The sequence below is a fragment of the uncultured Flavonifractor sp. genome (genome assembly GCF_944385615.1).
GTDB lineage: Bacteria > Bacillota > Clostridia > Oscillospirales > Oscillospiraceae > Flavonifractor.
Genome location: NZ_CALWXV010000013.1, coordinates 25,279 through 47,571, shown reverse-complemented (window position 1 = coordinate 47,571; position 22,293 = coordinate 25,279). Strand labels below are relative to the sequence as shown.

20 protein-coding genes and 1 riboswitch are annotated in these 22,293 nt (G+C 63.3%); of the genes, 8 read left to right on the top strand and 12 right to left on the bottom strand.

Annotated elements, in window-relative coordinates:
• Position 1 precedes the first annotated feature (1 nt).
• From Q0J75_RS05425 to Q0J75_RS05410, 4 genes are all read left to right on the top strand, one after another.
• The gene (locus tag Q0J75_RS05425; RefSeq protein ID WP_297197816.1) at positions 2-493 is read left to right on the top strand and encodes a MogA/MoaB family molybdenum cofactor biosynthesis protein; all 492 of its coding nucleotides are present in this window, start codon (positions 2-4) and stop codon (positions 491-493) included.
• Between the two features lie 30 nt (positions 494-523).
• A riboswitch (molybdenum cofactor riboswitch) is annotated at positions 524-646 on the top strand.
• Positions 638-1,516, top strand: coding sequence for a molybdate ABC transporter substrate-binding protein (modA, locus tag Q0J75_RS05420; RefSeq protein WP_297197813.1), 879 nt, complete (start codon positions 638-640; stop codon positions 1,514-1,516). (Overlaps the previous riboswitch by 9 nt.)
• A 55-nt stretch (positions 1,517-1,571) precedes the next feature.
• The gene (modB, locus tag Q0J75_RS05415; RefSeq protein ID WP_297197842.1) at positions 1,572-2,270 is read left to right on the top strand and encodes a molybdate ABC transporter permease subunit; all 699 of its coding nucleotides are present in this window, start codon (positions 1,572-1,574) and stop codon (positions 2,268-2,270) included.
• Positions 2,270-3,325 (top strand): sulfate/molybdate ABC transporter ATP-binding protein, encoded by a 1,056-nt coding sequence (locus tag Q0J75_RS05410; protein WP_297197810.1) that lies wholly within the window; start codon positions 2,270-2,272, stop codon positions 3,323-3,325. Before modB ends, Q0J75_RS05410 begins: the two co-directional genes overlap by 1 nt.
• Before the next feature lie 46 nt (positions 3,326-3,371).
• On the opposite strand, the gene Q0J75_RS05405 is transcribed toward Q0J75_RS05410, so the two are convergent.
• From Q0J75_RS05405 to Q0J75_RS05370, 8 genes are all read right to left on the bottom strand, one after another.
• The gene (locus Q0J75_RS05405) at positions 3,372-4,001 is read right to left on the bottom strand and encodes a YigZ family protein (RefSeq protein ID WP_297197807.1); all 630 of its coding nucleotides are present in this window, start codon (positions 3,999-4,001) and stop codon (positions 3,372-3,374) included.
• The gene (locus tag Q0J75_RS05400; protein ID WP_297197804.1) at positions 3,998-4,531 is read right to left on the bottom strand and encodes a GNAT family N-acetyltransferase; all 534 of its coding nucleotides are present in this window, start codon (positions 4,529-4,531) and stop codon (positions 3,998-4,000) included. The genes Q0J75_RS05405 and Q0J75_RS05400 overlap by 4 nt, the downstream gene beginning before the upstream one ends.
• 42 nt (positions 4,532-4,573) lie before the next feature.
• Positions 4,574-5,866: a GTPase HflX gene (gene hflX / locus Q0J75_RS05395; RefSeq protein ID WP_297197801.1), complete on the bottom strand. Its 1,293-nt coding sequence runs from the start codon at positions 5,864-5,866 to the stop codon at positions 4,574-4,576.
• A gap of 36 nt (positions 5,867-5,902) precedes the next feature.
• Entirely contained in the window at positions 5,903-6,406 is a 504-nt protein-coding gene (locus tag Q0J75_RS05390) for a flavin reductase family protein (RefSeq protein WP_297197798.1), read from the bottom strand.
• A gap of 166 nt (positions 6,407-6,572) precedes the next feature.
• Positions 6,573-6,779: a 50S ribosomal protein L31 gene (gene rpmE / locus Q0J75_RS05385; RefSeq protein ID WP_297197794.1), complete on the bottom strand. Its 207-nt coding sequence runs from the start codon at positions 6,777-6,779 to the stop codon at positions 6,573-6,575.
• A 129-nt stretch (positions 6,780-6,908) separates the two neighbouring features.
• Positions 6,909-10,478: a helicase-exonuclease AddAB subunit AddA gene (gene addA / locus Q0J75_RS05380; RefSeq protein WP_297197791.1), complete on the bottom strand. Its 3,570-nt coding sequence runs from the start codon at positions 10,476-10,478 to the stop codon at positions 6,909-6,911.
• 24 nt (positions 10,479-10,502) lie between these two features.
• A complete protein-coding gene (locus Q0J75_RS05375) occupies positions 10,503-11,942 on the bottom strand; it encodes an alanine/glycine:cation symporter family protein (protein ID WP_297197788.1) in 1,440 nt (479 codons plus the stop codon).
• Positions 11,943-12,054: 112 nt separating this feature from the next.
• Complete coding sequence (locus tag Q0J75_RS05370) at positions 12,055-12,276, bottom strand: helix-turn-helix domain-containing protein (protein ID WP_297197783.1); 222 nt, start codon at positions 12,274-12,276, stop codon at positions 12,055-12,057.
• 81 nt (positions 12,277-12,357) lie between these two features.
• Between Q0J75_RS05370 and Q0J75_RS05365 the strand changes: the two genes are divergently transcribed.
• A complete protein-coding gene (locus Q0J75_RS05365; RefSeq protein ID WP_297197780.1) occupies positions 12,358-12,627 on the top strand; it encodes a hypothetical protein in 270 nt (89 codons plus the stop codon).
• On the opposite strand, the gene Q0J75_RS05360 is transcribed toward Q0J75_RS05365, so the two are convergent.
• The 4 genes from Q0J75_RS05360 to Q0J75_RS05345 all read right to left on the bottom strand — a co-directional run bounded on the left by Q0J75_RS05360 (position 12,569) and on the right by Q0J75_RS05345 (position 18,907).
• The gene (locus Q0J75_RS05360; protein WP_297197777.1) at positions 12,569-15,904 is read right to left on the bottom strand and encodes a PD-(D/E)XK nuclease family protein; all 3,336 of its coding nucleotides are present in this window, start codon (positions 15,902-15,904) and stop codon (positions 12,569-12,571) included. The genes Q0J75_RS05365 and Q0J75_RS05360 overlap by 59 nt on opposite strands.
• 117 nt (positions 15,905-16,021) lie before the next feature.
• Entirely contained in the window at positions 16,022-17,497 is a 1,476-nt protein-coding gene (guaB, locus tag Q0J75_RS05355) for an IMP dehydrogenase (RefSeq protein ID WP_297197774.1), read from the bottom strand.
• A 39-nt stretch (positions 17,498-17,536) separates the two neighbouring features.
• On the bottom strand, positions 17,537-18,289 hold the full coding sequence (locus Q0J75_RS05350) for an acyl-[acyl-carrier-protein] thioesterase (RefSeq protein WP_297197771.1): 753 nt from the start codon (positions 18,287-18,289) through the stop codon (positions 17,537-17,539).
• Positions 18,290-18,292: 3 nt separating this feature from the next.
• Complete coding sequence (locus tag Q0J75_RS05345; protein WP_297197769.1) at positions 18,293-18,907, bottom strand: hypothetical protein; 615 nt, start codon at positions 18,905-18,907, stop codon at positions 18,293-18,295.
• A gap of 178 nt (positions 18,908-19,085) precedes the next feature.
• On the opposite strand from Q0J75_RS05345, the gene spoVAD reads away from it, so the two are divergent.
• From spoVAD to Q0J75_RS05330, 3 genes are all read left to right on the top strand, one after another.
• Complete coding sequence (gene spoVAD / locus Q0J75_RS05340) at positions 19,086-20,099, top strand: stage V sporulation protein AD (RefSeq protein ID WP_297197767.1); 1,014 nt, start codon at positions 19,086-19,088, stop codon at positions 20,097-20,099.
• A 10-nt stretch (positions 20,100-20,109) separates the two neighbouring features.
• A complete protein-coding gene (gene spoVAE / locus Q0J75_RS05335) occupies positions 20,110-20,478 on the top strand; it encodes a stage V sporulation protein AE (RefSeq protein ID WP_297197764.1) in 369 nt (122 codons plus the stop codon).
• A 168-nt stretch (positions 20,479-20,646) separates the two neighbouring features.
• Complete coding sequence (locus Q0J75_RS05330; RefSeq protein ID WP_297197761.1) at positions 20,647-22,257, top strand: CTP synthase; 1,611 nt, start codon at positions 20,647-20,649, stop codon at positions 22,255-22,257.
• Positions 22,258-22,293: the final 36 nt, after the last annotated feature.

The window sequence follows — 22,293 nt, the reverse complement described above, 5'->3', positions numbered from 1 at the left end:
CATGCGGGTAGCCATCATCACCCTCAGCGACTCCGGCTATGCCGGACAGCGGGAGGACAAGAGCGGCCCGGTGATCCGGGAGCTGGTGGAGGGGGCTGGCTATGAAGTGGTCCACACCGCCCTGCTGCCCGACGGCATGGAGCCGCTCAGCGGCGAGTTAAAGCGGATGTGTGACCATGATCTGGCCGACCTGATCCTCACCACCGGGGGCACCGGCTTCTCCCCCACCGACCTGACCCCGGAGGCCACCCTAGCGGTGACCGAGCGCCCCGCCCCCGGTATTGCCGAGGCCATGCGATGGCAGTCCCTCCAGATCACCCCACGAGCCATGCTGAGCCGGGCGGCGGCGGGCATCCGCAAACAGACGCTTATGGTCAACCTGCCCGGCAGCCCCAAGGCGGTGCGGGAGTGCCTGGAGTTCATCCTCCCCGCCCTGGGCCATGGGTTGGAAATTTTGCGGGGCACCGCCAACAACTGCGCCCGACCTGGATAATCAGTGTAACCACGGGTTTGTTTGACCCGTTTCATATAAATTCTTCGAGCCCATATCGCCTAAAACGGCAATCTCCGTCATGGCGGTGGGCCGGGGCGCTCCTGGAAACGGGGCCGCCTACCATTTTGTAAAGGAGAATGTACCATGAAAAAATTCCTATCCCTGGTCCTGTCCCTGACGCTGCTTCTGGCTCTGGCCGCCTGCGGCGGCGGCAATCCCGGCGCCGCCAACACCCCCGCCCAGAACAGCGAGACCCCTACCGGCAGCACACCCACTCAGGAAGAGCCGGTGGACGTGGTGGTCTTCGCCGCCGCCTCTATGGAGGCCACGCTGACCGAGATCGCCGACCTCTATAAAGAGGTGGCCCCCAATGTCAACCTGATCTTTACCTTTGACTCCTCCGGCACCCTGAAGACCCAGATCGAGGAGGGGGCGGTGTGCGACCTGTTCATCTCCGCTGCCCAAAAGCAGATGAACCAGCTGGATGCCGCCGACACCACCGGCACCAACGAGGGCCTGGATTTTGTGCTGTCCGACAGCCGCATCAACTTTGTGGAAAATAAGGTGGTGCTGGCAGTGCCCGACGAAAACCCCAAGGGCATTGCGTCTTTCTCCGATCTGTCCACCGACAAGCTGTCCCTGCTTTGCCTGGGCAACGACGACGTGCCTGTGGGAGCCTACTCCCTCCAGATTTTGGACACTCTGGGTATTGACATCACTGCCCTGGAGGACGCCGGTAAGGTGACCTACGCCTCCAACGTGTCCGAGGTGGCCAACCAGGTGAAGGAGGGGGCCGTGGACTGCGGCATCATCTACGCCACCGACGCCTTTACCTATGAACTGAACGTGGTGGACGAGGCCACCGCCGAGATGTGCGATCAGGTCATCTACCCTGCCGCCGTCATGAAGTGCAGCACCGACGAGGCCAGCCAGGCCGCCGCCCAGGCCTTCCTGGATTACCTGCATACCGACGCCGATGCCATCGCCGTGCTGGAGGGCGTGGGCTTTACTGTCATCCAGTAAAAACGGGGGCCTGCCGCTGTGTGGCAGGCCCATTTTCTAAGGCAGGTGATCGGTTCTGGATCTCTATCCCCTTTTTAATTCCCTGCGCATTGCCGCCATTTCCACGGTGCTCATTTTCTTCCTGGGTATCCTGGCGGCTTACTATGTGGCCAAGCTGCCCCGGCTGGTGAAGGGCGTGCTGGACGTGGTGCTCACCCTCCCCCTGGTCCTCCCCCCCACCGTGGTGGGCTACTTTCTGCTGCGGCTGCTGGGCCCCAAGCGGACCATCGGACTGTGGTTTCTGGAGGTTTTTGACCTGCGGCTGACCATGGTGTGGTATTCCGCCATTTTCGCCTCGGCGGTGGTGGCCTTCCCCCTGATGTACCGCACCGCTCGGGGGGCTTTTGAGTCCTTCGACGTCACCCTGGCCCACGCCGCCCGCACCTTGGGCAAGTCCAACACCTGGATCTTCTGGCGGGTCATGATGCCCTACTGCAAACAGGGCATTATCGCCGGAACGGTGCTGGCCTTTGCCCGGGCCCTGGGGGAGTACGGGGCTACCGCCATGATCGCCGGATATACCCCCGGCAAGACCGCCACCATCTCCACCACGGTATATCAGCTGTGGCGCACCGGAGACGATGAAGGGGCCATGCAGTGGGTACTCATCAATCTGCTCATCTCGGCTGTGGTGCTGCTGTGTGTCAACATGCTGGAGAAAAAGGACCGCCGGCCCCGCCGCCGGACCGTTCCTGTCTCCGGGGAGGTGGAATGATGCGGCTACAGGTTGACATCCACAAGGACTTTGGCAAATTCCAGCTGGACACCTCCTTTGAAATGGACAGCGGACAGGTCACCGGCCTGCTGGGGGCTTCTGGCTGCGGCAAGAGCCTCACCCTCAAGTGTATCGCCGGCATTGAGAAACCCGACCGGGGCCGGGTTGTACTGGACGGCAAGGTGCTCTTTGACTCGGACGCCCACATCAATCTGCCCCCGCAGAAGCGGCGGGTAGGCTACCTCTTTCAGAATTACGCTCTCTTTCCCAACATGACGGTGGCCCAGAACATCGCCGTGGGGGTACAGGACAAGGCCGCCCGGCAGGAGACGGTAAATCGCCTGATCTCCTCCTTCTATCTGGAGGGGCAGGAGCACAAATATCCCCGGCAGCTGTCCGGCGGTCAGCAGCAGCGGGTGGCTCTGGCCCGGATTCTGGCCAGCGGGCCGGAGGTGCTGCTGCTGGACGAGCCCTTCTCCGCCCTGGACAGCTATTTAAAGTGGCAGGTGGAGCTGGAGCTGGCCGACATTCTCTCCGCCTTCCACGGCCCGGTGCTCTTTGTCACCCACAACCGGGACGAGGTACAGCGGCTGTGCCAGCAGGTGTGTGTCCTGGACCACGGCCGTTCCCAGGCCGTGATGCCAGTCCACCAGCTCTTTGAGGCTCCCCACACCCTGTCGGCCTGTCTGCTGTCCGGCTGCAAGAACGTGTCCCGGGCGCAGCCCACAGCGGACGGTAGGGTGGAGGCTTTGGACTGGGGAGTCACTCTGGACCCGGGCCGGGCCTTGCCGGAGGGCCTGACTCATATCGGCGTGCGGGCCCACTACATCAGGCCCGTGGAGGGCCCCGGTCCCAACCGCCTGCCCTGTCGGGTGGAGCGGGTGGTGGAGAATGTATTCTCCACCGTGGTCATGCTGTCCACCCCCGGCGGGAATCAGGGCTTCTCCCGGCTGCGCATCGAGCTGGAACAGGAGCACTGGGCCGCTCTGGCTGGCCGGGACCCCTTGTGGCTGGAGCTGCCCGCCAAAGATTTGCTGCTGCTTACCAACAGCTGAGCAGATCAAACAAGCCCCACGGCGTCGCCGTGGGGCTTGTTTCCATTCACTTGATAGGCACCGCCTTGAAGGCCTCTCCCAAGGTGATGGGAGCCACACCTCCGGCGGTCAGCTCGGTGAGCCGGGCGGCAAAAGCCTCGGTGTTTTCTTCCGGCAGCAGCACATGGACGGTAACGTCGGCAGCGTACTCGCTCTCCCCCAGTACACCCCCCTGGGCTTCCGCCTCCTGGCGCACCCGCTCGAAGAAGGAGTAGGGACAGGTCACCGCAAGTTCCACCCACCGGCGCACCACCGAGATCCCGGCGGCATCCAGCGCATCCTTGGCGCTCTGGGTGTAGGCCCGCACCAGGCCTCCCGCCCCCAGCAGCACCCCGCCGAAATACCGGGTCACCACACAGCACACGTTGGTGACCTCCTCCCGCTGAAACACGTTGAGCATGGGCTGACCGGCGGTGCCCTGAGGCTCTCCGTCGTCGGAGTAGCGCTCCACGCCCCCCTCCTTGATGCGGTAGCACCAGCAGTTGTGGCGGGCGTCGTAGTATTTTTTCTTCATGGCCTCGATGTACCCCCGGGCCTCCTCCTCGCTGTCCACCGGCCAGACATGGCCGATGAACCGGGAGCGCTTTTCCACAAATTCCGTCTCAGAAGGGGCGGTGGGGATGAAGTATTCCGTCACTGCCTCTCCCACTCCCTTCTGGTGATGGCAAAATAGTGGGTCAGCCGGGTCTCGTCCAGCTGGAGCACCGGCTCCACCCGGGACAGGCGGTAGGTCATGCCGCATTTGAGCATCACCCGCTTGGACTTGTTGTTGCCGTCGTAGTAGGCCGCCCAGATAGCGGCATAGCCCAAATCAGCAAAGGCATGGCGGAGAATTTCCCGCACCGCCTCGGGAATCAGGCCCTGGCCCCAGCAGTCCCGGGCCAGAGAATAGCCCACCTCTTCGCTGGGGGTACCCAGTTCAGTGCGGTGCTTGCCCACAAAGCCCGCAGAACCAATGAGCCGCCCGTCGGACTTGCGGATTACCGCCAGGGTATCGGAGGGCAGGAAAATGTCCCGGATTACCCGTAAACTCTCCGCCTCGCTGTCGTGGGGCTTCCATCCCGCCCAGGGGCCCACCTCCGGGTGGCTGGCATAGGCGTACAGCGCCGCCGCGTCTGCCTCGGTAAAAGGGCGCAGGACCAGGCGCTGGGTCTCCAGTGGTTTCATGGTATGATTGCCCTCCTGTCTCATGGGGTAGATACCCGCTTCTTATTCTTCCCAAAACTCCTTGGGGGGCGTCCAGCCGGACACGATATAGTCCTTCAGCCGTCCCAGCTGGATGGGGGTGCAGACGGCCTCCACCTCGATGGTTTCGCCGTAGTCCACCCGCTCCACCTTGGCCTCCCGGTGGAGCAAATCCACAATGCCACCTTTATCATAGGGGATGTGGAGCACCACCCGGCAGGCGCCGGTGTCCAGCCGGTCCCCGATCTTTTGCAGCAGCTCGTCCAGCCCCTGGCCGGTCTTGGCGGAGATGGACACAATGTCCTCCCCGTGGGGCAGGATCTCGCTGGGGCAGCGGTCGATTTTGTTGAACACCTCGATACGGGGGGTGTGCTCCGCCCCCAGCTCCACGATCAGCTTTTCCACCACTTCGGCCTGCTCCCGCCACTCCGGGTTGGAGGTGTCGATGACGTGGAGCAGCAAATCGGCGTAGGACAGCTCCTCCAGCGTGGCCTTGAAGGCCTCCACCAGGTGGTGGGGCAGCTTGCGGATAAATCCCACCGTGTCGCTGAGCAGCACGGTACAGGTGTCCGAAATCTCCAGGGTACGGGTGGTGGTGTCCAGGGTGTCAAAGAGCCGGTTGTTGGCGGGGATATCCGCTCCGGTCAGCTTGTTGAGCAGAGTGGACTTGCCCGCGTTGGTGTAGCCCACGATGGCCACCACCGGCACTTCGTTTTTCTCCCGGCGGGAGCGCTGGGTGGCCCGCACCCGGCGTACCTGCTCCAGCTCCTCCCGCAGCTTCTGAATCTTTCGGCGGATGTGCCGCCGGTCGGTCTCCAGCTGGGTCTCGCCGGGGCCACGGGTGCCGATGGCGCCCTCCTGCCGCTCCAGGTGGGTCCACATACCCAGCAGACGGGGCAGCAGATACTGGTACTGGGCCAGCTCCACCTGGAGGCGGCCCTCCTTGGTACGGGCGCGCTGGGCAAAGATGTCCAGAATAAGGGCGGCCCGGTCCAGCACCTGGACCTTCAAATCCTCCGACAGGGCCCGCTGCTGGGAGGGGGACAGGGGGTTGTCCACGATAACCATGTCCGCCCCCATGGCGTCCACCAGCTCTTTCACCTCGGCCACCTTGCCCTCACCGATGAAGGTACGTGGGTCGGGGGTGTCCTTGTTCTGGAACACGGTGCCCACGCACACACCCCCGGCGGTCTCCAGCAGGTCGGCCAACTCCTCCATGGAGGAGTCGTCGGCGTTTTCCGCCTCGGGCAGGCAGTGGGCGTTCAGGCCCACCAGCACCGCCCGGTTGATGGCTTTTTTCTCTTGGTTTTCTGTCATGTGTCCTCCGATGGGCGCAGGCTGTGCGCCCCCGTATTATTGTTTCCGCAGCACTTCCACGATCTCGCCGATGAAGATACGGTGATAATCTTTCTCAGGGTACCACTTGCCGTCAATCTCCCCGTCCAGGAAATGGGTGGGGTCCATGTCCTGCCAATAGGCCTTTTTGCACACCAGCACCAGGTCGGCCTCCTCAAAATAGGGGGCTCCCTCCGCCGTGGCCACGGTAAAGCCGCACTCCTTCACCTTATCCATGTCCCGGCCGCTCTTGGAGCCGCACAGGGCCAGGGCCTTCCGGTGCTCCTCGCCAAAGAAGGACAGGGTGAAATAGTCCTCCTGCTCCACAAACTCCAGGGTGTACCGCTGGGGGCGGATGTATACCGTGGCTACCGGCTTGCCCCACAGCACCCCCAGTCCGCCCCAGCTGGCGGTCATGGTGTTGCACTTCTCCTGCGTCCCGGCGGTGATGAGCATCCACCGATCGCCAATCAGGGAAAAGACGTTTTGGTCCAGGTTTTTGGGGTCTATTTTCTCAAACATGGCGTGCACCTCCTGTTGTCTCTATCCTATTATATGTATCTTTCTCAGAAAAAGAAAGATGCTGTTCCTATCGGTGACGGATATTCACCGGGCCGGCGGCGACAGGTACAGCACCAATTAAAAAAGGGCCCGTACCGAAACCGGTACGGGCCCCTCACATACGAACTTACTTCTTGTCCAGACCGAACTTCTTGTTGAAGCGGCTGACACGTCCGCCAGTATCCACCATCTTCTGCTTGCCAGTGAAGAAGGGGTGACACTTGGAACAAACTTCCACGCGGATGTCCTTTTTGGTAGAGCCGGTTTCGATCACATTACCGCAAGCACACTTGATGGTAGTCTGTTCGTAGCTGGGATGGATGCCTTCCTTCATGATGTGTTCACCTCTTTCTCGTTCTGGATGAGCCGGCGCAGCAAACCTCCACGCCTTATAAACGCTAGAATATGATAGCACAACGAAATACAGATTGCAACTGTTTTTTCGAGAAATTTTTCAAGTGGCTTACAGATCGACCCCCTGGTTGAGGGCAAAGAACCACAGCACCCGGCGGACCACCGGCTTGCCGGTGATCTCCTCCAATGCCTTGCTGTAGGCCTCCAGCTGGGGCCGGTAGTGTTCCGCCCGGTCGGTCACGCTGCGGGGGGTGACCCGGTCGGTCTTGAAGTCCACCACCGTGATACCCTCCAGCGTCTCAAAGTAGCAGTCCACCACACCCTGAAAGAGCACCTGCTCTCCCTCCTCCGCCTGGGGGTAATACCGGTTGGCCGGGGCCAGGATAGAGAACTTGAACTCCCGGCGAAGGGACACCGAGGCCAGCAGCTCCCGGCCCAGCTCAGACCGGAAAAAGGCGGCGATGGGGGCCGGGTCGGCGGCCTCCCCCTGCTGGGGGGTGAGAAACTGTTGCTCCACCAGCCGGTGGATCTCTCCCTGGACCCCCTCCACCGTGTCGGCCTTTTCAAAGTCGATGTACTGCATCACCAGATGGAGCGCGGTGCCCCGCTGGGCGGCGGTGAGGCCCATTTCCTCGGCGGCAAACCGGGGGCGACCAAAGGACAGGGGCCGCAGGGGCTTGGGGGCCTGCTCTGCCGTCTCGTCGTCCAGAGAGCGGCCCTTCAGCTGGGTGGCGGTGAGCTTGGAGGGGATGGCCACCTCTTCCCCGTGGGGATACTGCCAGCGCAGCAGGTCGGCCAGCTCTTCCCCCTGGTCCCCCTCCTCCGGCTGTTCCCCCACTGGGGCCGCTATCCGGCGGCAGGGGGGCGCCTGGACCAGCGGTTCCCCGTCCACAAAACCGATCTCCCACTTGGGGCCATAGGGCACATTGGGATATGGCACATCCTGCCCCAATCCCTGACGGAGTGCGGCGGCATCGGGGCGGCACAGGGCGGCCAGCAGCACCCACTGGCCCACGCTCTGGCAGCCCAACAGCACCTGGGGGTCCACCGGGTAGCTGGCGTCCCCCGCCAGCTTTTCCAGGTCCTTTCGCCCACCGGTGAGGGCCACCGACAAAATCAGCTTTTCCTTGGCCCGGGTCATGGCCACATACAGCAGCCGCAGCTCCTCGGCCATCATCTCCCGTTCCAGCTGGCGGGCCACCGCCATCCGGGCCAGGGTGGAATACTCGATGCCCCGGTCCACATCCAGACCCTTGGGACCCACCCCCAGCTTGGGGTGGAAGAGGATGGGGCGGCTCATGTCCTCCCGGTTGAGCCGCCGGGCCAGCCCGCACAGCAGCACCACTGGGAATTCCAGGCCCTTGGACTTATGGATGCTCATAATGCGCACCCCGCCGCCGGTGCGGCCCGCCGTGGGCGGGGCCAGCTTGGCCCCGTTCTCCCGCAGCCGGGTCAGGTAGGTGAGAAACCGGAACAGACCCTTGTGCCCCGTCCCCTCAAACTGACGGGCCAGCTCGGCCAGGGCCAGCAGGTTGCCCTGCCGGGTCTCCCCCTCGGCCATGGCCCCAAAAATGCCCAGCAGATTGGTGGAGTCATAGAGGTGCCACAGCAGCTCATGGCTGCTCTTGTCCCCCGCCCCAAACCGCAGGTCGTCCAGCTCAGCCAGAAAGGCCCGGCTGTCCTCCCCCTCGTCGGCGGCCAGGGCGGCGTAAAAGTCGGTGTCCGGGCTGGCCGCCCGGATGTGGGCCAGCCGGTCGGCGGAAAAGCCGTACACCGGGGAGCGGAGTACCGAGATGAGGGGCACATCCTGCCGGGGGTTGTCCACGATTTGCAGCAGGGAGAGGGCCACCGAGATCTCGGTGGAGCCGAAAAAGTCGTCGCCCCCCTCGGCCTCCCACAAAATATCCCGCTCGCCCAGGGCCTTGGCGTAGTGGCGCAGCACGGTATTGGGGGAGCGGAGCAAAATCACAATATCGGAGGGGCGGACCGGCCGGACGCCTCCCTCCCCGTCGGAGACAGGAAAACCCTCGTTTAGCAGTTCTGCAATGCGCCGGGCGGCGAAACGGGCCTCCAGCAGGTCCCGGCTCACCTTTTCCGCCTCCTCTTCCCCGTCCGCCCCGCAGTCCAGAGCGTCCAGCTCCACACAGTAGGTGGGGTCCGGCTGGAAGGAGGCCCCAGCGTAGAGGGCTTGGTCGTCGGTGTAGTCCATCTCTCCAAAGGGCACCGACATCAGCCCCCGGAAGAGGAAGTTGCACCCCTCCAGCACCTCGGGCCGGGAACGGAAATTACGGGACAGAATGACCCGCCGCTCCTCCCCCTCTTTGGCCTCGGAATAAGGCAGGAAGGTGCGGTATTTTTTCAGGAAGATAGTAGGGTCGGCCAGCCGAAAACGGTAGATGGACTGCTTCACGTCCCCCACCAGAAAGAGATTGGTTCCGTTCCTGGACAGGGCGGTAAAGATGGCGTTTTGTACCTCGTTGGTGTCCTGGTACTCGTCCACCATGACCTCGTCGTACCGGGTGCTCCACTGGCGGGCCAGCTCGGTGGGCTGTCCGTCCTCCCCCACCAGCAATTTCACCGCCATGTGCTCCAGGTCGGCAAAATCCAGCAGCCCCCGCCGGGCCTTTTCGGCGGCATAGGCCGCCTCAAAGTCCTTTACCAGAGCAAAAAGCCCCCGCACCGCCGGGTACACTATCTTCAAATCGGCCAGCAGATCGGCCCCGCTGTCGGAAAACCAGTCCTCCAGCTTTTCCAGCCGCTTTTTGCAGGCGGTACGGATGGCCTTCACCCGCTCGGCGGCCCGGGGGTCGTCCGCCATCTTTTTCCGCCCCGCCGCCGGAAAGGGAATGGGCAGCAAGGCCCGGGCGGCGTCCCAGCCGTGGCCGGTGGCCTCCACAAACTGCCCCAGGGCAGCGGCGGTGACGGCCACACTGTCCCCATAGTTGGCCAGCAGATTGGCATCCAGCTCGCACAGCTCCAGGGCCTCCTCCATCCGGCTCTGCCAATAGGCCGCCTGCCCGGCGGCGTCGGCCAACAGCAATCTGCCCCAGGGGGTCTGGACCGGATCCACCACCCCCGGCAGGGAAAAAATGCGCTCCTGTTCGTCCAGCCAGGCCGCCGGGTCCGGGTGAGCCTGGACCCGGCCCCGGATGTCCAGCACGATCTGCATCAGCCGCTGGTCGTCCCGCCCCGCCGACATGGTATCCACCAGCTGGGCAAAATCGCTGCCCGGCGTAATCTCCTCATACCGCTGGTCCAACACATCGTTGAGGGCGCGGAGCATCAAAATCCCCGCCTCCCCCTCGTCGCACAGCCGGAAGTCCGGGTCCAAATCCAGCAGGTGGCCGCACTCCCGCAGCAGCTGGGCACAAAAGGCGTGGACGGTGGAGATGCCCGCCTTGTACACCAGGGTGGACTGGCGGCGCAGATGGGCGTCGGTGGGCCGCTCCGCCAGCCGGGCGGACAACTCCTCCACGATGCGGCCCCGCAGCTCGGCAGCGGCGGCCTTGGTGTAGGTGATGACCAGGAAGCGGTCCACGTCCGCCCCCTCCTCCACCCGGGCCAGCAGCCGCTCCACCAGCACCCGGGTCTTGCCCGAGCCCGCCGCGGCGGACACCAGAAGGCCGCCCCCCCGGTTGTCTACCGCCGCCTGTTGTTCTTCTGTCAGGGAAAAAGCCATATCCACCCTCCTCCTTCCGTCAAACTACCGTTCTTCCCATTTACGGGCGTGTGCCTCGTTCCAGATCTCCGGGTCCCCGATTCCCACTTCCTCATAGCGGTACACCGGGTTCTTGCCCGCCTTGCGCTGCTTCTGGTAGTCCTTCAGCACCGCCACGGCCTTACCTCCCAGCAGCAGGATGGCCGCCAGATTCACCAGGGCCATCAGGCCCATGAGTACATCGGCCAGGTCCCACACCATGGAAAAGCTGAGCTGGGCCCCAATGAAAATGGCCGCCACACAGGTGAGCCGGAATACCAGCAGCCCGATCTTGGAGTCCCGGATAAACTTGAAATTGGACTCGGTATAGTAGTAGTTGCCCACCAGGGAGCTGAAGGCAAAGAGGAAGATAGACACCGTAATAAAGATGGGACCAAAGGAGCCCACCTGAGCGTGGACCGCCGCCTGGACAAAGTTCATGCCCTCGCTGTAGGCGTCGATGGGCACCCCGGACAGCAGCAGCATAAAGGCGGTGGTGGAGCAGATGAGGATGGTGTCAATGAACACGGACAGCATCTGTACCAGCCCCTGCTTGACCGGGTGGGACACATCGGCGGCGGCTGCGGCGTTAGGGGCGGAGCCCATGCCCGCCTCGTTGGAGTACAAGCCCCGCTTGATGCCCTGCATGATGCAGGAGGCCCCGATACCGGCAAACATGGCCTTGGGATCAAAAGCCTGAGAGACAATGAGGGAGATCATGTGGGGCACCTGGCCGATATTCTTGATGGTAATGAACAGGCCCAGAGCGATATAGATGGCGGCCATCACCGGCACGATACCGGAGGTGATGGCGCTGATGCGCTGCACCCCGCCGAAAATACACAGCCCGGTAAGGATGGCCAGCACCGCCCCCACCACAACCGGCCAGATGCTGGTGGCGTAGTTAGGCAGGTAGTATTGCAGCGCCGAACCGGCGTTATAGGCCTGGAGGGCGTTGAAGCCGTAGGCAAAGCAGGCGATGAGGAGCACGGCGAACACCACGCCCAAGGCCCGGCTGCCCAACGCCTTCTGGATATAGTAGGCCGGGCCGCCCACCCAGTTCTCCCCATGCTTTTCCTTGTAGCACTGGGCCAGGGTGCTCTCCACAAAGGCGGAGGCCGCCCCAATGAGGGCCAGCAGCCACATCCAGAACACTGCGCCATAGCCACCGATGATGGTGGCGGCGATGATGGCGTTGGCCACTCCGGCGATGTTGCCGGTGCCCACCCGGGAGGCGGTGGAGATCATCAGGGCCTGGAAGGAGGAGATATCCTTGCCGTCCTTCTTTTTCTCCCCCAGCACCCGCAGGGCCTCGGGGAACAGGCGGAACTGCACCCCTCGGGTGCGGAGGGTGAAGAAGAGCCCGGCAAAAATCAGCAGGGCAATGAGGATATAGGTGTAGAGGAAGTTGCTGAAATTGCTCAAGAAGCTTCCAAAAAACGCCATATAATCTAAATTCCTTTCTTTTTGTCCTTGTGCGCTTGTCGTGGTCATGGGGCGTGCCGTAGGGGCGACTATCAGCCGCCCGCCGTCCATCGGCCCATACCCCTCACACCCGTTACCGGGCCACCTCCCGGCGGTCGGAGCGGCCCACCAGATAATCCAAAGATACCTCAAAATAGTCGGCCAGGGCCAGCAGGCCGTTAAAATCAGGTCTGTTTTTCCCTGTCTCATAATTATGAACAGACCAGCGTGTTACCCCTAACATATCCCCAATTGTCTGTTGGGATACACCCGCCGCAGTCCGAAGCGCCACCAATCGTTCTTCAAATGTCGCCATTCTCTCCCCCCTCTCTTGACAAGGTGAGTTTATCTCACTATAATAAATGTAGAGTTAAAATTCACATATGGAGGGTTTTTTATGTTCGATCTGTTGGACCTGCAAAAACTGCTTCCCCAGGAAATATCCCCCGACTACCAAAAACAGCGGGAAACCGTGGACTCCTACTTACACCGGATGGGCCGGGCCTTCACCCCTGATTTTCTGGAGGATTTTCAGCTGGAGCTGGACCGGCTGGCCGCGTTGGAGCGGGACAGGGCCTTTCTGTCCGGCCTGCGGCTGGGGGTGGACCTCAGCACTCTTCTTGCTCCACCTCTTGCTCCACCGCTTTCCAGAATGCCTCGCCCTTGATGGTGGGCAGCCAGCGCCTGCGGTCGCTCCCACGGCCCTCCTCAAAGTGACAGGCGGCGGTGTAGTCGCACCACTGGCAGGCGTTGTGCTCCGGTCCCCGCCAGAAAGGGTCAGCGTTGATGTTGCCCGCCGCCAGCTCTTTTCCGATCTCCCGTAAAATGTGATCGGTGTGCCGGGACAACCTGCCCAGCCGCTCGGCGGATACCAGGGCCTCCCCGGACAGCTGGCCCGCCTTGTTCACCCGCACCGGCAGGAAACGGATGGGCCCCTCCTCCGGGTCCTCCATGGCGGCCAGCACATCCGGGTCGGCCAGCACCACGCCCTTCCGGCGGAGCTCGGCGTCCACCTTTTTTTGCCGGGCCTGGTCGTTCATGGCCCGGCTCCCCGCCACCACCGCGTCCCGGGCGGGCAGGTAGAGCACCCCGGCCCCGGTCACCGGCTGGCCGTAAACCGATTGCCCCTCCCGCTCCAGCGTGAACAGGTAGAGCAGCATCTGAAGGCCCATACCGTGCCAGATGTCGGTGAGATCAAAGGATTTTCTCCCCGTCTTGTAGTCCACCACCCGCAGGTAGAGCCGCCCGTCGTTTTCCCAGCCGTCCACTCGGTCCACAAAGCCGGAGATACTGACGGTGACCCCGTCCACACTCAGCTCCACCGGCGGCAGGTCCTTACCGCTGCCGAAACCCAACTCAAAGGAGATGGGCTGGAACTTGGAAGCCCGCAGCTCCTCGGCCACGTTCTCCACCACGGCGTACACCGACTTGCGCAGCCGCTGGAACAGGTAGCGGAACCGGGCGTTCTCATGCTCCAGGCCCCCCAGGGCCTCGGCCACATAGCGCTCCACCGCCTGATCAGTGAGCTCCCGCAGCTCCTCCGGCGACACCTCTTTCACGCCGCCCCGCTCGTTGCAGGCTTTTAAAACGTGTTCCAACACATCGTGGATGAAGGTGCCGTACTCCGGGGCCTGGAATCCGGCGGCCCGCCGGGGCTCTGCCCGCAGGCCGTACTGCATGAAGTAGGAGAAGTGGCAGGCCTTGTACTTGTCCATCCGGGAGGCCGACATGGGTACCCTATGTCCATAGAGGGCGTCCACCGCCGGACGGGACAGCCGCCCCCGCTCCCGCTTGGAGGCCAGGGCCATCCGCTCCACCAAGGGGGCGTATTCCGGCAGTTCGTTCAAAGCCCGGGCGGCCTGGGGAAAACGCCCCGCCAGCTCCAGGGCGGGCCGGGGAGCCGCCAGCCGGAAGGTACCGTCCAGCCCCGCCTCCTCCACCCGGTGGGCATGGGGGAACATGGTTTTCAGCCGGGGGATCAGGAAGGAGGGCCGGTGTTCCTCCCCTTCCGCCCCGGCGGCGGACCAGCAGACATAAAACCGCTCCCGGGGCAGGGCGCAGGTCTCGTAGACAATGGTCATTTCCCGGTACAGCTTGTCCCCTGTCCGGGGGGCGGGCTCCAGACCGTAGGAAGCCAGCAGACTGCGGTCATCGTCGCTGAGCAGTCCTGGCGACGGGGCCACCGCCGGGATGGCCCCGTCGTCCGCCCCCAGCAGAAACACCGCCCGGTAGCCCTTGTGGGCCAGCCGGGGCATCTCCCCGGCGTTTACCCGGTCCAGGGAAACGGGGATGGCGCCCACGTCGTACTGGGAGAGCACCAGGGCAAAGAGCCGGGAAAATTCCTCCAGCTCCATGGGGGTGTCCCCCAAAATCTGGGCGCATTGCTCCAAACCGCCGCACAGGATATCCCACAGCTGGGCGTACTCCTCCGCCAGAGCGGCCTGGTCCCGCTCCCGCAGCTCCACCGTTCGCTCCGCCAGCCGCTCAGGCACCCCGATGGTCTCCAAAAAGCGGTAAAGTGCCATAGCCTGGCCCTTTCCCGTTTTGTCCGGCTGGGTGCGCAGGGCCTCCAGGGGGGCGGTGATCTGCCGCCGCAGGGCGTTGAGCCGGGCCAGCAGCTCGGTGTCCCCCTCGGTAAACTTGCGCCCGTAGCCCTTGGGGTGGTTGCTCCAATCCTTTTTGCCGGTCCAGGCGCTCCCCTCCAGGCCCCAGGTCAGGGCGTAGTTTTCCAGCAGATCCACATCCTCCTGGCCCAGCCCGGTGAGGCCGGTTTTCAGGCAGCGGAACAGATCGTCATACCGGTAGCCCCCCGCCACTGTGTCCAGGGCGGCGGTGATGAGGGCCAGGATGGGCTTTTCCAGAATGTCGCTCATGCGGCTGAGGAACACCGGCACCCCGTAGCGCTCCAGCACCGTCTCCAGCAGGGGGCCGTATCCCTCCAGGTTACGGGCACAGATGGCGATCTCCCGGAACCGGTAGCCCTCCTCCCGCACCAGCCGCAGAATTTCCGCCGCCACCCACTCCACCTCGGAATAGGGGGTGTTGGCGGTAAAGAGGGTGAGTTCTCCCCCGCCCTCTTCCAGAGGGGCGGGCCGGGGGGCGAAAAGTTCCTGTTCCAGATGGGCCAGGGCGGCGGTTTTTCCCGTCTTGTCTCCGGTGAGCACCTCCACCTGGGTGGGGACGTTCCGGTCCTTAGCCAGCCGCAGCAGCTGCCGGGCGGTGCGCCGGGCAGGGGAGAAAATGCCCGCGCCCCCCTCGTCCTCCTCCAGCTTGTCGCAGGTGAGGGCCACCGTTACCGTCTCCCCCTGGTCCAGCAGGACGGAGAGCACCTGCCGCTCCTGGGGGGTGAAGTCAGTGAAGGCGTCCACATAGAATTCCTTCCCCGCCGCCCAGCCCGTTTTGGTCAGGGTCTCGGCCAGCCGGGTCAGCTTGTCCCGTGGGTCGGCCCACTGCCGGGCGGTCATGGCCTCGTAGGCCCCATAGATGAGGGACAGGTCGGTGAGCTTGTCCCCCTCGCTGCCGCCGGTCTCCTCTCCCGCGGTCCACAGGTGCTCCGGGGTGATGCAGCAGCTCTTCAGCTCATCCACCGTGGCCAGCAGGCTGCTGAGAAAGGCGGGCTTGCGGGAGGGGCGCTGGTACACCTTTAACTGGTCGGCCACCGACTTGAGGGCGGTACACAGCAGCAGCAGCCGTCCCCCCTCGTCCAGGGTGGGGGCGGCCAGGCCGCCATGGACGGAGAACACCCGGTTGGCCAGCCGGGTAAAGGAGAGCACCTCGGCGTGGAGGGAGACCCGGCTCCCTCCAATGGCGCACAGCTGCCGCTCCATGTCGTGGGAATGCTGTTCGGGCACAATGAGGATCTGGGGACGGTTTGCCTGCCCCATGGTTTCCAGCAGGGCATGGGTCTTGCCGGTACCCGCCCGGCCCAGCAGCAGCTTCAGCATGGCATTGTCTCCCTTCTCTCTGGTCTGACTGAATTGTTTCTATTTTACCACGTTCTCCGTCCGATAAAAAGCCCCGGAACGGCGTATGTCGTTCCGGGGCAAAAACCGGTTCTGTATTTATTGCGGATTGACGGTATAGTTGGGGGCTTCCTTGGTGATATAGATGTCGTGGGGGTGGGACTCCTTCAGACCGGCGGCAGTGATCTGCATGAACTGAGCCTTGGTGTGGAGCTCCTCAATGCTGTGGCAGCCGGTGTAGCCCATACCGGCCCGCAGACCGCCGGTGAGCTGGTAGATGGTGTCGCCGGTCAGTCCCTTGTAGGGCACCCGGCCTTCCACGCCCTCGGGCACCAGCTTTTTGTTGTTCTGCTGGAAGTAGCGGTCCTTGGAGCCGCAGGCCATGGCGCCCAGAGAGCCCATGCCGCGGTACACCTTGAACTGACGGCCCTGATAGACCTCGGTGTCCCCGGGGGACTCCTCACAGCCGGCCAGCAGGGAGCCCAGCATGACCACGTTGGCGCCGGCGGCCAGCGCCTTGGCGATATCGCCGGAGTACTTCACGCCGCCGTCGGCAATGATGGGGACGTCGTACTCGGCGGCCACCCGGGCCGCGTCATAGACGGCGGTGATCTGGGGCACGCCGATACCGGCCACCACGCGGGTGGTACAGATGGAGCCGGGGCCGATACCGATCTTCACGCAGTCAGCGCCCGCCTCAATGAGGGCACGGGTGCCCTCGGCGGTGGCAACGTTGCCGGCAATGAGCTGGACGTCGGGGTACACCGCCTTGATGCGGCGGACGCAGTCCAGAATATTGTGGGAGTGGCCGTGGGCGGAGTCCAGGCAGAGCACGTCGGCCCCCGCGTCCACCAGGGCCCGCACCCGGTCCAGCACGTCGGAGGTGACGCCGATGGCGGCGCCCACCAGCAGACGGCCCTTGTCGTCCCGGGCGGAGTTGGGATATACGGTGGCCTTCTCAATGTCCTTGATGGTGATGAGGCCCTTCAGGCGGTACTCGTCGTCCACGATGGGCAGCTTCTCGATCTTGTGGCGGCGGAGCAGCTCCTTGGCCTCCTCCAGGGTGACCCCTTCTTTGGCGGTGACCAGGTTGTCCTTGGTCATCACATTGTCCACCAGCTGGCTCATGTCGGTCTCAAACTTCATGTCGCGGTTGGTGATGATGCCGATGAGCTTGCCGTCCTTGCAGATGGGCACGCCGGAAATGCGATACTTGGCCATCAGAGCGTCGGCCTCCGCCAGGGTGTGGCCGGGGGCCAGCCAGAAGGGATTGGTGATGACGCCATTCTCACTGCGCTTGACCATGTCCACCTGCTCGGCCTGGGCGCCGATGGACATATTCTTGTGGATGATGCCGATGCCGCCCTCCCGGGCGATGGCGATGGCCATGCGGTACTCAGTCACCGTGTCCATGGCGGCGCTCATCAGGGGCACATTCAGCTTGATTTTGCGGGTCAGTCTGGTGTGCAGGTCGATGTCCGCGGGCAGGACGTCGCTCTCCGCCGGGATGAGCAGCACGTCGTCAAAGGTAAGACCCTGCTTGAGGAACTTCTGGTGCTCGTCAGTGTTGACCATAGTGCATCTCCTTTTTGTTTCTATAAAATTTTACCCATTCTACTTGATTGGGGCCGGGCTGTCAAGTGTCGTCAAAGTAACCGCGCCTTCAAAGCGGCTTTTTCCCGCCTCGTCGGCCCCCCGGACGTACCACTGCCCGTCCTGGGTCCCGGTGAACAGGGTGATCTCCTCCCCCGCCATGCACTCAGCCAGGTAGTCCAACTGGAGGGCGGACACATAGCTGTGCTCTCCCAACCGGTCCAGCCGGATGGCGTCACAGATAAAGTCGGCATAGCGGACGTTGTTCACATGACCATTGATATCGGTGTCACTGTAGTGCATGGCCCGCCGGTCGGCCTCCGCCATGGCGGTCGGCAGCTTGAAGCGGGACAGGTGGAGCTGCTTGCACAGGGAGCCGCCGTCGGTGCCCTGGAACTCCTCGATCTTGTTCATCCGGGCCAGCCGGTGGGTCTGTGCGTCCGCCAGCACCCACACCGACACCGCCTCCCCCACCGGCTTTCCGCCGGAGAACAGGTCAAAGTCCCGGTAGCAGGAGGCGCCGGTCCCTCCCCGGTGCCAGGTGCGGATGGTGAGCTCCTCCCCCCAGCCCAGGGGCCGGTCCAGCCGGTACCACATCCGGGCCAGCATCCAGAACAGATGGTACTTGTTCAGCATTTCCTCCCGGGAGGCATGGAGTTCACAGGCGGCGGCCACCGCCGCCTCCTGCAAAATCCCCATCAGGCCGGAACAGCGGCAGTGATTCCAGGGGTCCACATCCCGGGAGTCAATGGAGTAGCTGCCCTCAAAATACACCCCTCATTCCTCCTTTCTGCCCCGGATGACCAGCTTGGTCTTGCAGCAGATATCGTCGATATCGTTGTCGGTGGCCGCTGGGATACGCATGGCAGCGCCGCAGTCGGCGCAAAACAGGTCAATGGAGCTGTAATTGACCTGGAGCTTCCAGCGGTGGGACCCGCAGGTACAGGAAATACCGTCCCGCTGGGCGATCTCCTTGAGCTCGGAGAGCACCTCGTGCATCACCAGCTCGTCCAGGAACGCGCCCTTCTCCCCCTGATTTTGCTCCAGCTTGTCGGCGGCGGCCTCCAGCCGCTTCAGGGCGGCAAATACCGGCCCCTCCTCTCCCACATAGCAGCAGTCCAGCCCCGATTGGGCACAGGAAAAGGCCAGCACCCGCTGGTGGAGAAAAGCCTGGGTGGAGCAGGTAACGGTATGGTCCCGGCCGCAGGCCAGACAGGGCACCGTCAGCCGTACCCGGTCCCCCATCATCTCCACATGGAGGGCGGACTTGCCGCAGGGACAGGGCAGCTCGTTGGCCGACGCTGCCAGCTGGAACATAGTGCGCTCCACCACTACGCTCTGGTGGCAGGCGGGGCACAGATAGGCCAGGGTACGCTTGGGTTGTTCTTCCATAGGGGACCTCCCACCTGGCCTGTACGGCCAGCAGTATATATGATTTATTATAACGCAAACTGTCCCCGTTGACCAGCCGGACCGGCTACAAAATACGCCCTCATATTTTGGGCGCTTTTCGTTCAAAATAGTATCGACGGGCGGATGAGACGCCGCCCTACGGGAGGAAGGTGCGTGTATGACAAACAAAAAGCTGGGGCGGCAGACGGCGGCTCTTCAGGATCCCCCCTCGGTGGTGGGCAGCGCCAGCGTGGTGGGCAAAAAAGAAGGAGAGGGGCCGCTGGCCGCCACCTTTGACCACATCAGCCAGGATGACTCCTTTGGGGAGCGCACTTGGGAAAAGGCAGAAAGCGCCATGCAGAAACTGGCCTTAGCCGCCGCCCTCAACAAGGCGGGACTCAGCGTGTCCGCTCTGGACTATTTGCTGGCGGGGGACCTGCTCAACCAGTGTATTGGCTCCGGCTTTGCCGTCCGGGGGCAGGATGTGCCCTTCTTCGGGCTGTACGGGGCCTGCTCCACCATGGCGGAGAGTCTGTCCCTGGCCGCGCTGCTGCTGGACGGCGGCTTCGGCACCCGGGCGGCAGCCATGACCTCCTCCCACTTCTGCTCCGCCGAGCGGCAGTACCGCACCCCGCTGGAATACGGCGGGCAGCGGACCCCTACCGCCCAGTGGACGGTCACCGGCTCGGGCTGTCTTATTCTGGCCAAGGAGGGACAAGGGCCATACGTCACCCATGTCACCACCGGCAAGATCGTGGACAAGGGCATCAAGGACGCGGCCAACATGGGAGCCGCCATGGCCCCCGCCGCCTATTCCACCATCGCCGCCCATTTTCAGGACACCGGGCGCAAGCCCTCCGACTATGACCTGATCGTCACCGGGGATTTGGGCAAGCTGGGCCGGGACATTGTGGCCGACTGGTTCCACCGGGACGGGATGGACCTGAAAAATCTCACCGACTGCGGCACCCTGATCTACGATCTGGAGGGGCAGGATGTCCACTGCGGCGGCTCGGGCTGCGGCTGTTCGGCGGTGGTGCTGGCCGGGTTTCTGCTGGATGGGATGAAACAGGGCCGGTGGCGGCGCATCCTGTTCTGCGGCACCGGGGCGCTGCTCTCCCCCACCTCTTCCCAGCAGGGAGAGAGTATTCCCAGCATCTGTCATGCCGTGGCGCTGGACACTGGAAAGTGAGGAATCAATCATGGAGACATTTCTGCCCTATTTACGGGCTTTTCTGTGCGGCGGGGCTCTCTGCCTCATCGGACAGATTTTAATTGACAAAACCAATCTCACCCCCGCCCGTATTCTGGTCTCCTATGTGGTGGCCGGGGTGATTCTGGGTGGCGTTGGGATCTACCCCTATCTGGTAGAATGGGGGGGCGCTGGGGCCACCGTGCCCCTCACCGGCTTTGGCTATCTGCTGGCCAAAGGAGTAGCCAAAGCGGTGGCAGAGCAGGGTCCGCTGGGGGTACTCACCGGCGGGATCACCGCCGCCGCCGGGGGTATTACCGCCGCCATCCTATTCGGCCTTTTGGGGGCGCTGCTCTTCAAATCCCGCTCCAAATCGTGAAAAAATCCCCCGCCGCCATTGACAAACCCACCCTTCCGGTGGTAAAGTATCCGCCGTGAACGAGGGCGTTCCAAAAAATGAGGCCGTACTGCCTCCTTTTTGGGACGCCCTCGCTTTTATTTTGCCGGGTTGGTCAAAGACGGCCCGCCCGGGATCGGAGGGGAAAGGATGACAAAGTATATTTTTGTGACCGGCGGCGTGGTCTCCGGTCTGGGCAAGGGCATCACCGCCGCCTCTCTGGGGCGGCTGCTGAAGGCCAGGGGGCTGAAGGTGGCGGCCCAGAAGCTGGACCCTTATATCAATGTAGACCCGGGCACCATGAGCCCCTATCAGCACGGCGAGGTCTTTGTCACAGAGGACGGAGCGGAGACCGATCTGGACCTGGGCCATTATGAACGCTTTATTGACGAAAACCTGAACCAATTCTCCAACCTGACCACCGGGCGGGTGTACTCCAACGTCATCGCCAAGGAGCGCCGGGGCGAATATCTGGGCAAGACAGTTCAGGTCATCCCCCACATCACCGACGAGATCAAGCGTTTTATTTACGCTGTGGGACAGAAGACTGGGGCCGACGTAGTCATCACCGAAATTGGCGGTACCACCGGCGACATGGAAAGTCAGCCCTTTCTGGAAGCCATCCGGCAGGTGGGCCGGGAGGTGGCACCGGGCAACGCCCTGTATATCCACGTCACACTGGTCCCCTATCTGCGGGCATCCGGGGAGCACAAGTCCAAGCCCACCCAGCACTCGGTGAAGGAATTGCAGGGCATGGGCATCTCCCCGGACCTCATCGTTCTGCGGTGCGACGAGCCCATCACCGACCAGAGCATTTTCCAAAAAATTGCCGATTTCTGCAACGTAAAACCGGACTGCGTCATCCAAAACGTCACCCTTCCCTCCCTCTACGAGGCCCCGCTGATGCTGGAGGCCGCCGGTCTGTCCAGTGTGGTCTGCCGGGAGCTGAACCTCCAGACTCCACCTCCCGACCTATCCGAGTGGGAGGCTCTGGTGGAGCGGGTCAAAGGGCTCCGCTCCGCCGTCACCATTGGTCTGGTGGGCAAATATGTTCAGCTCCATGACGCCTATCTGTCGGTGGCCGAGGCCCTCCGCCACGCAGGCTACCCTTTGGGCGCCCGAGTGGATATCCGCTGGATCGACTCGGAAACCGTGACGGCGGAAAACTGCGATCAGGTGCTGGCCGGTCTGGACGGCATTCTGGTACCCGGCGGTTTCGGCGCCCGGGGCATCGAGGGTATGATTTTGGCCGCCCAATATGCCCGAGAGCACAAACTCCCCTACCTGGGCATCTGCCTGGGGATGCAGGTGGCGGTCATTGAGTTTGCCCGCCACGCCGCCGGACTGGAGGGGGCCCACTCCGGTGAGTTTGAGCCGGACTGCCCTTATAAAGTCATTGACTTCATGCCAGGCCAGAGCGACGAGATTGACAAGGGGGGTACCCTACGGCTGGGGGCCTACCCCTGCGCCATCCAACCCGGCACGATGCTGGAGCGCTGCTATGCCGCCCCCCTGATCCAGGAGCGCCACCGCCACCGCTACGAGTTCAACAACCAGTACCGGGAGGCACTGACCGGGGCCGGGCTGGTCCTCAGCGGCCTGTCCCCCGACGGACGGCTGGTAGAGGCGGTGGAGCTGGCCGACTCCCCCTTCTTTGTAGGGGTGCAGTACCACCCCGAGTTCAAAAGCCGTCCCAACCGGCCCCACCCTCTATTCAGTGGTTTTGTGGCTGCGGCGGCCCGGCAAAAAGAGATTTGCTGACCCGCCTCCTATATGCAAGTTCCATTTTAACTTGTT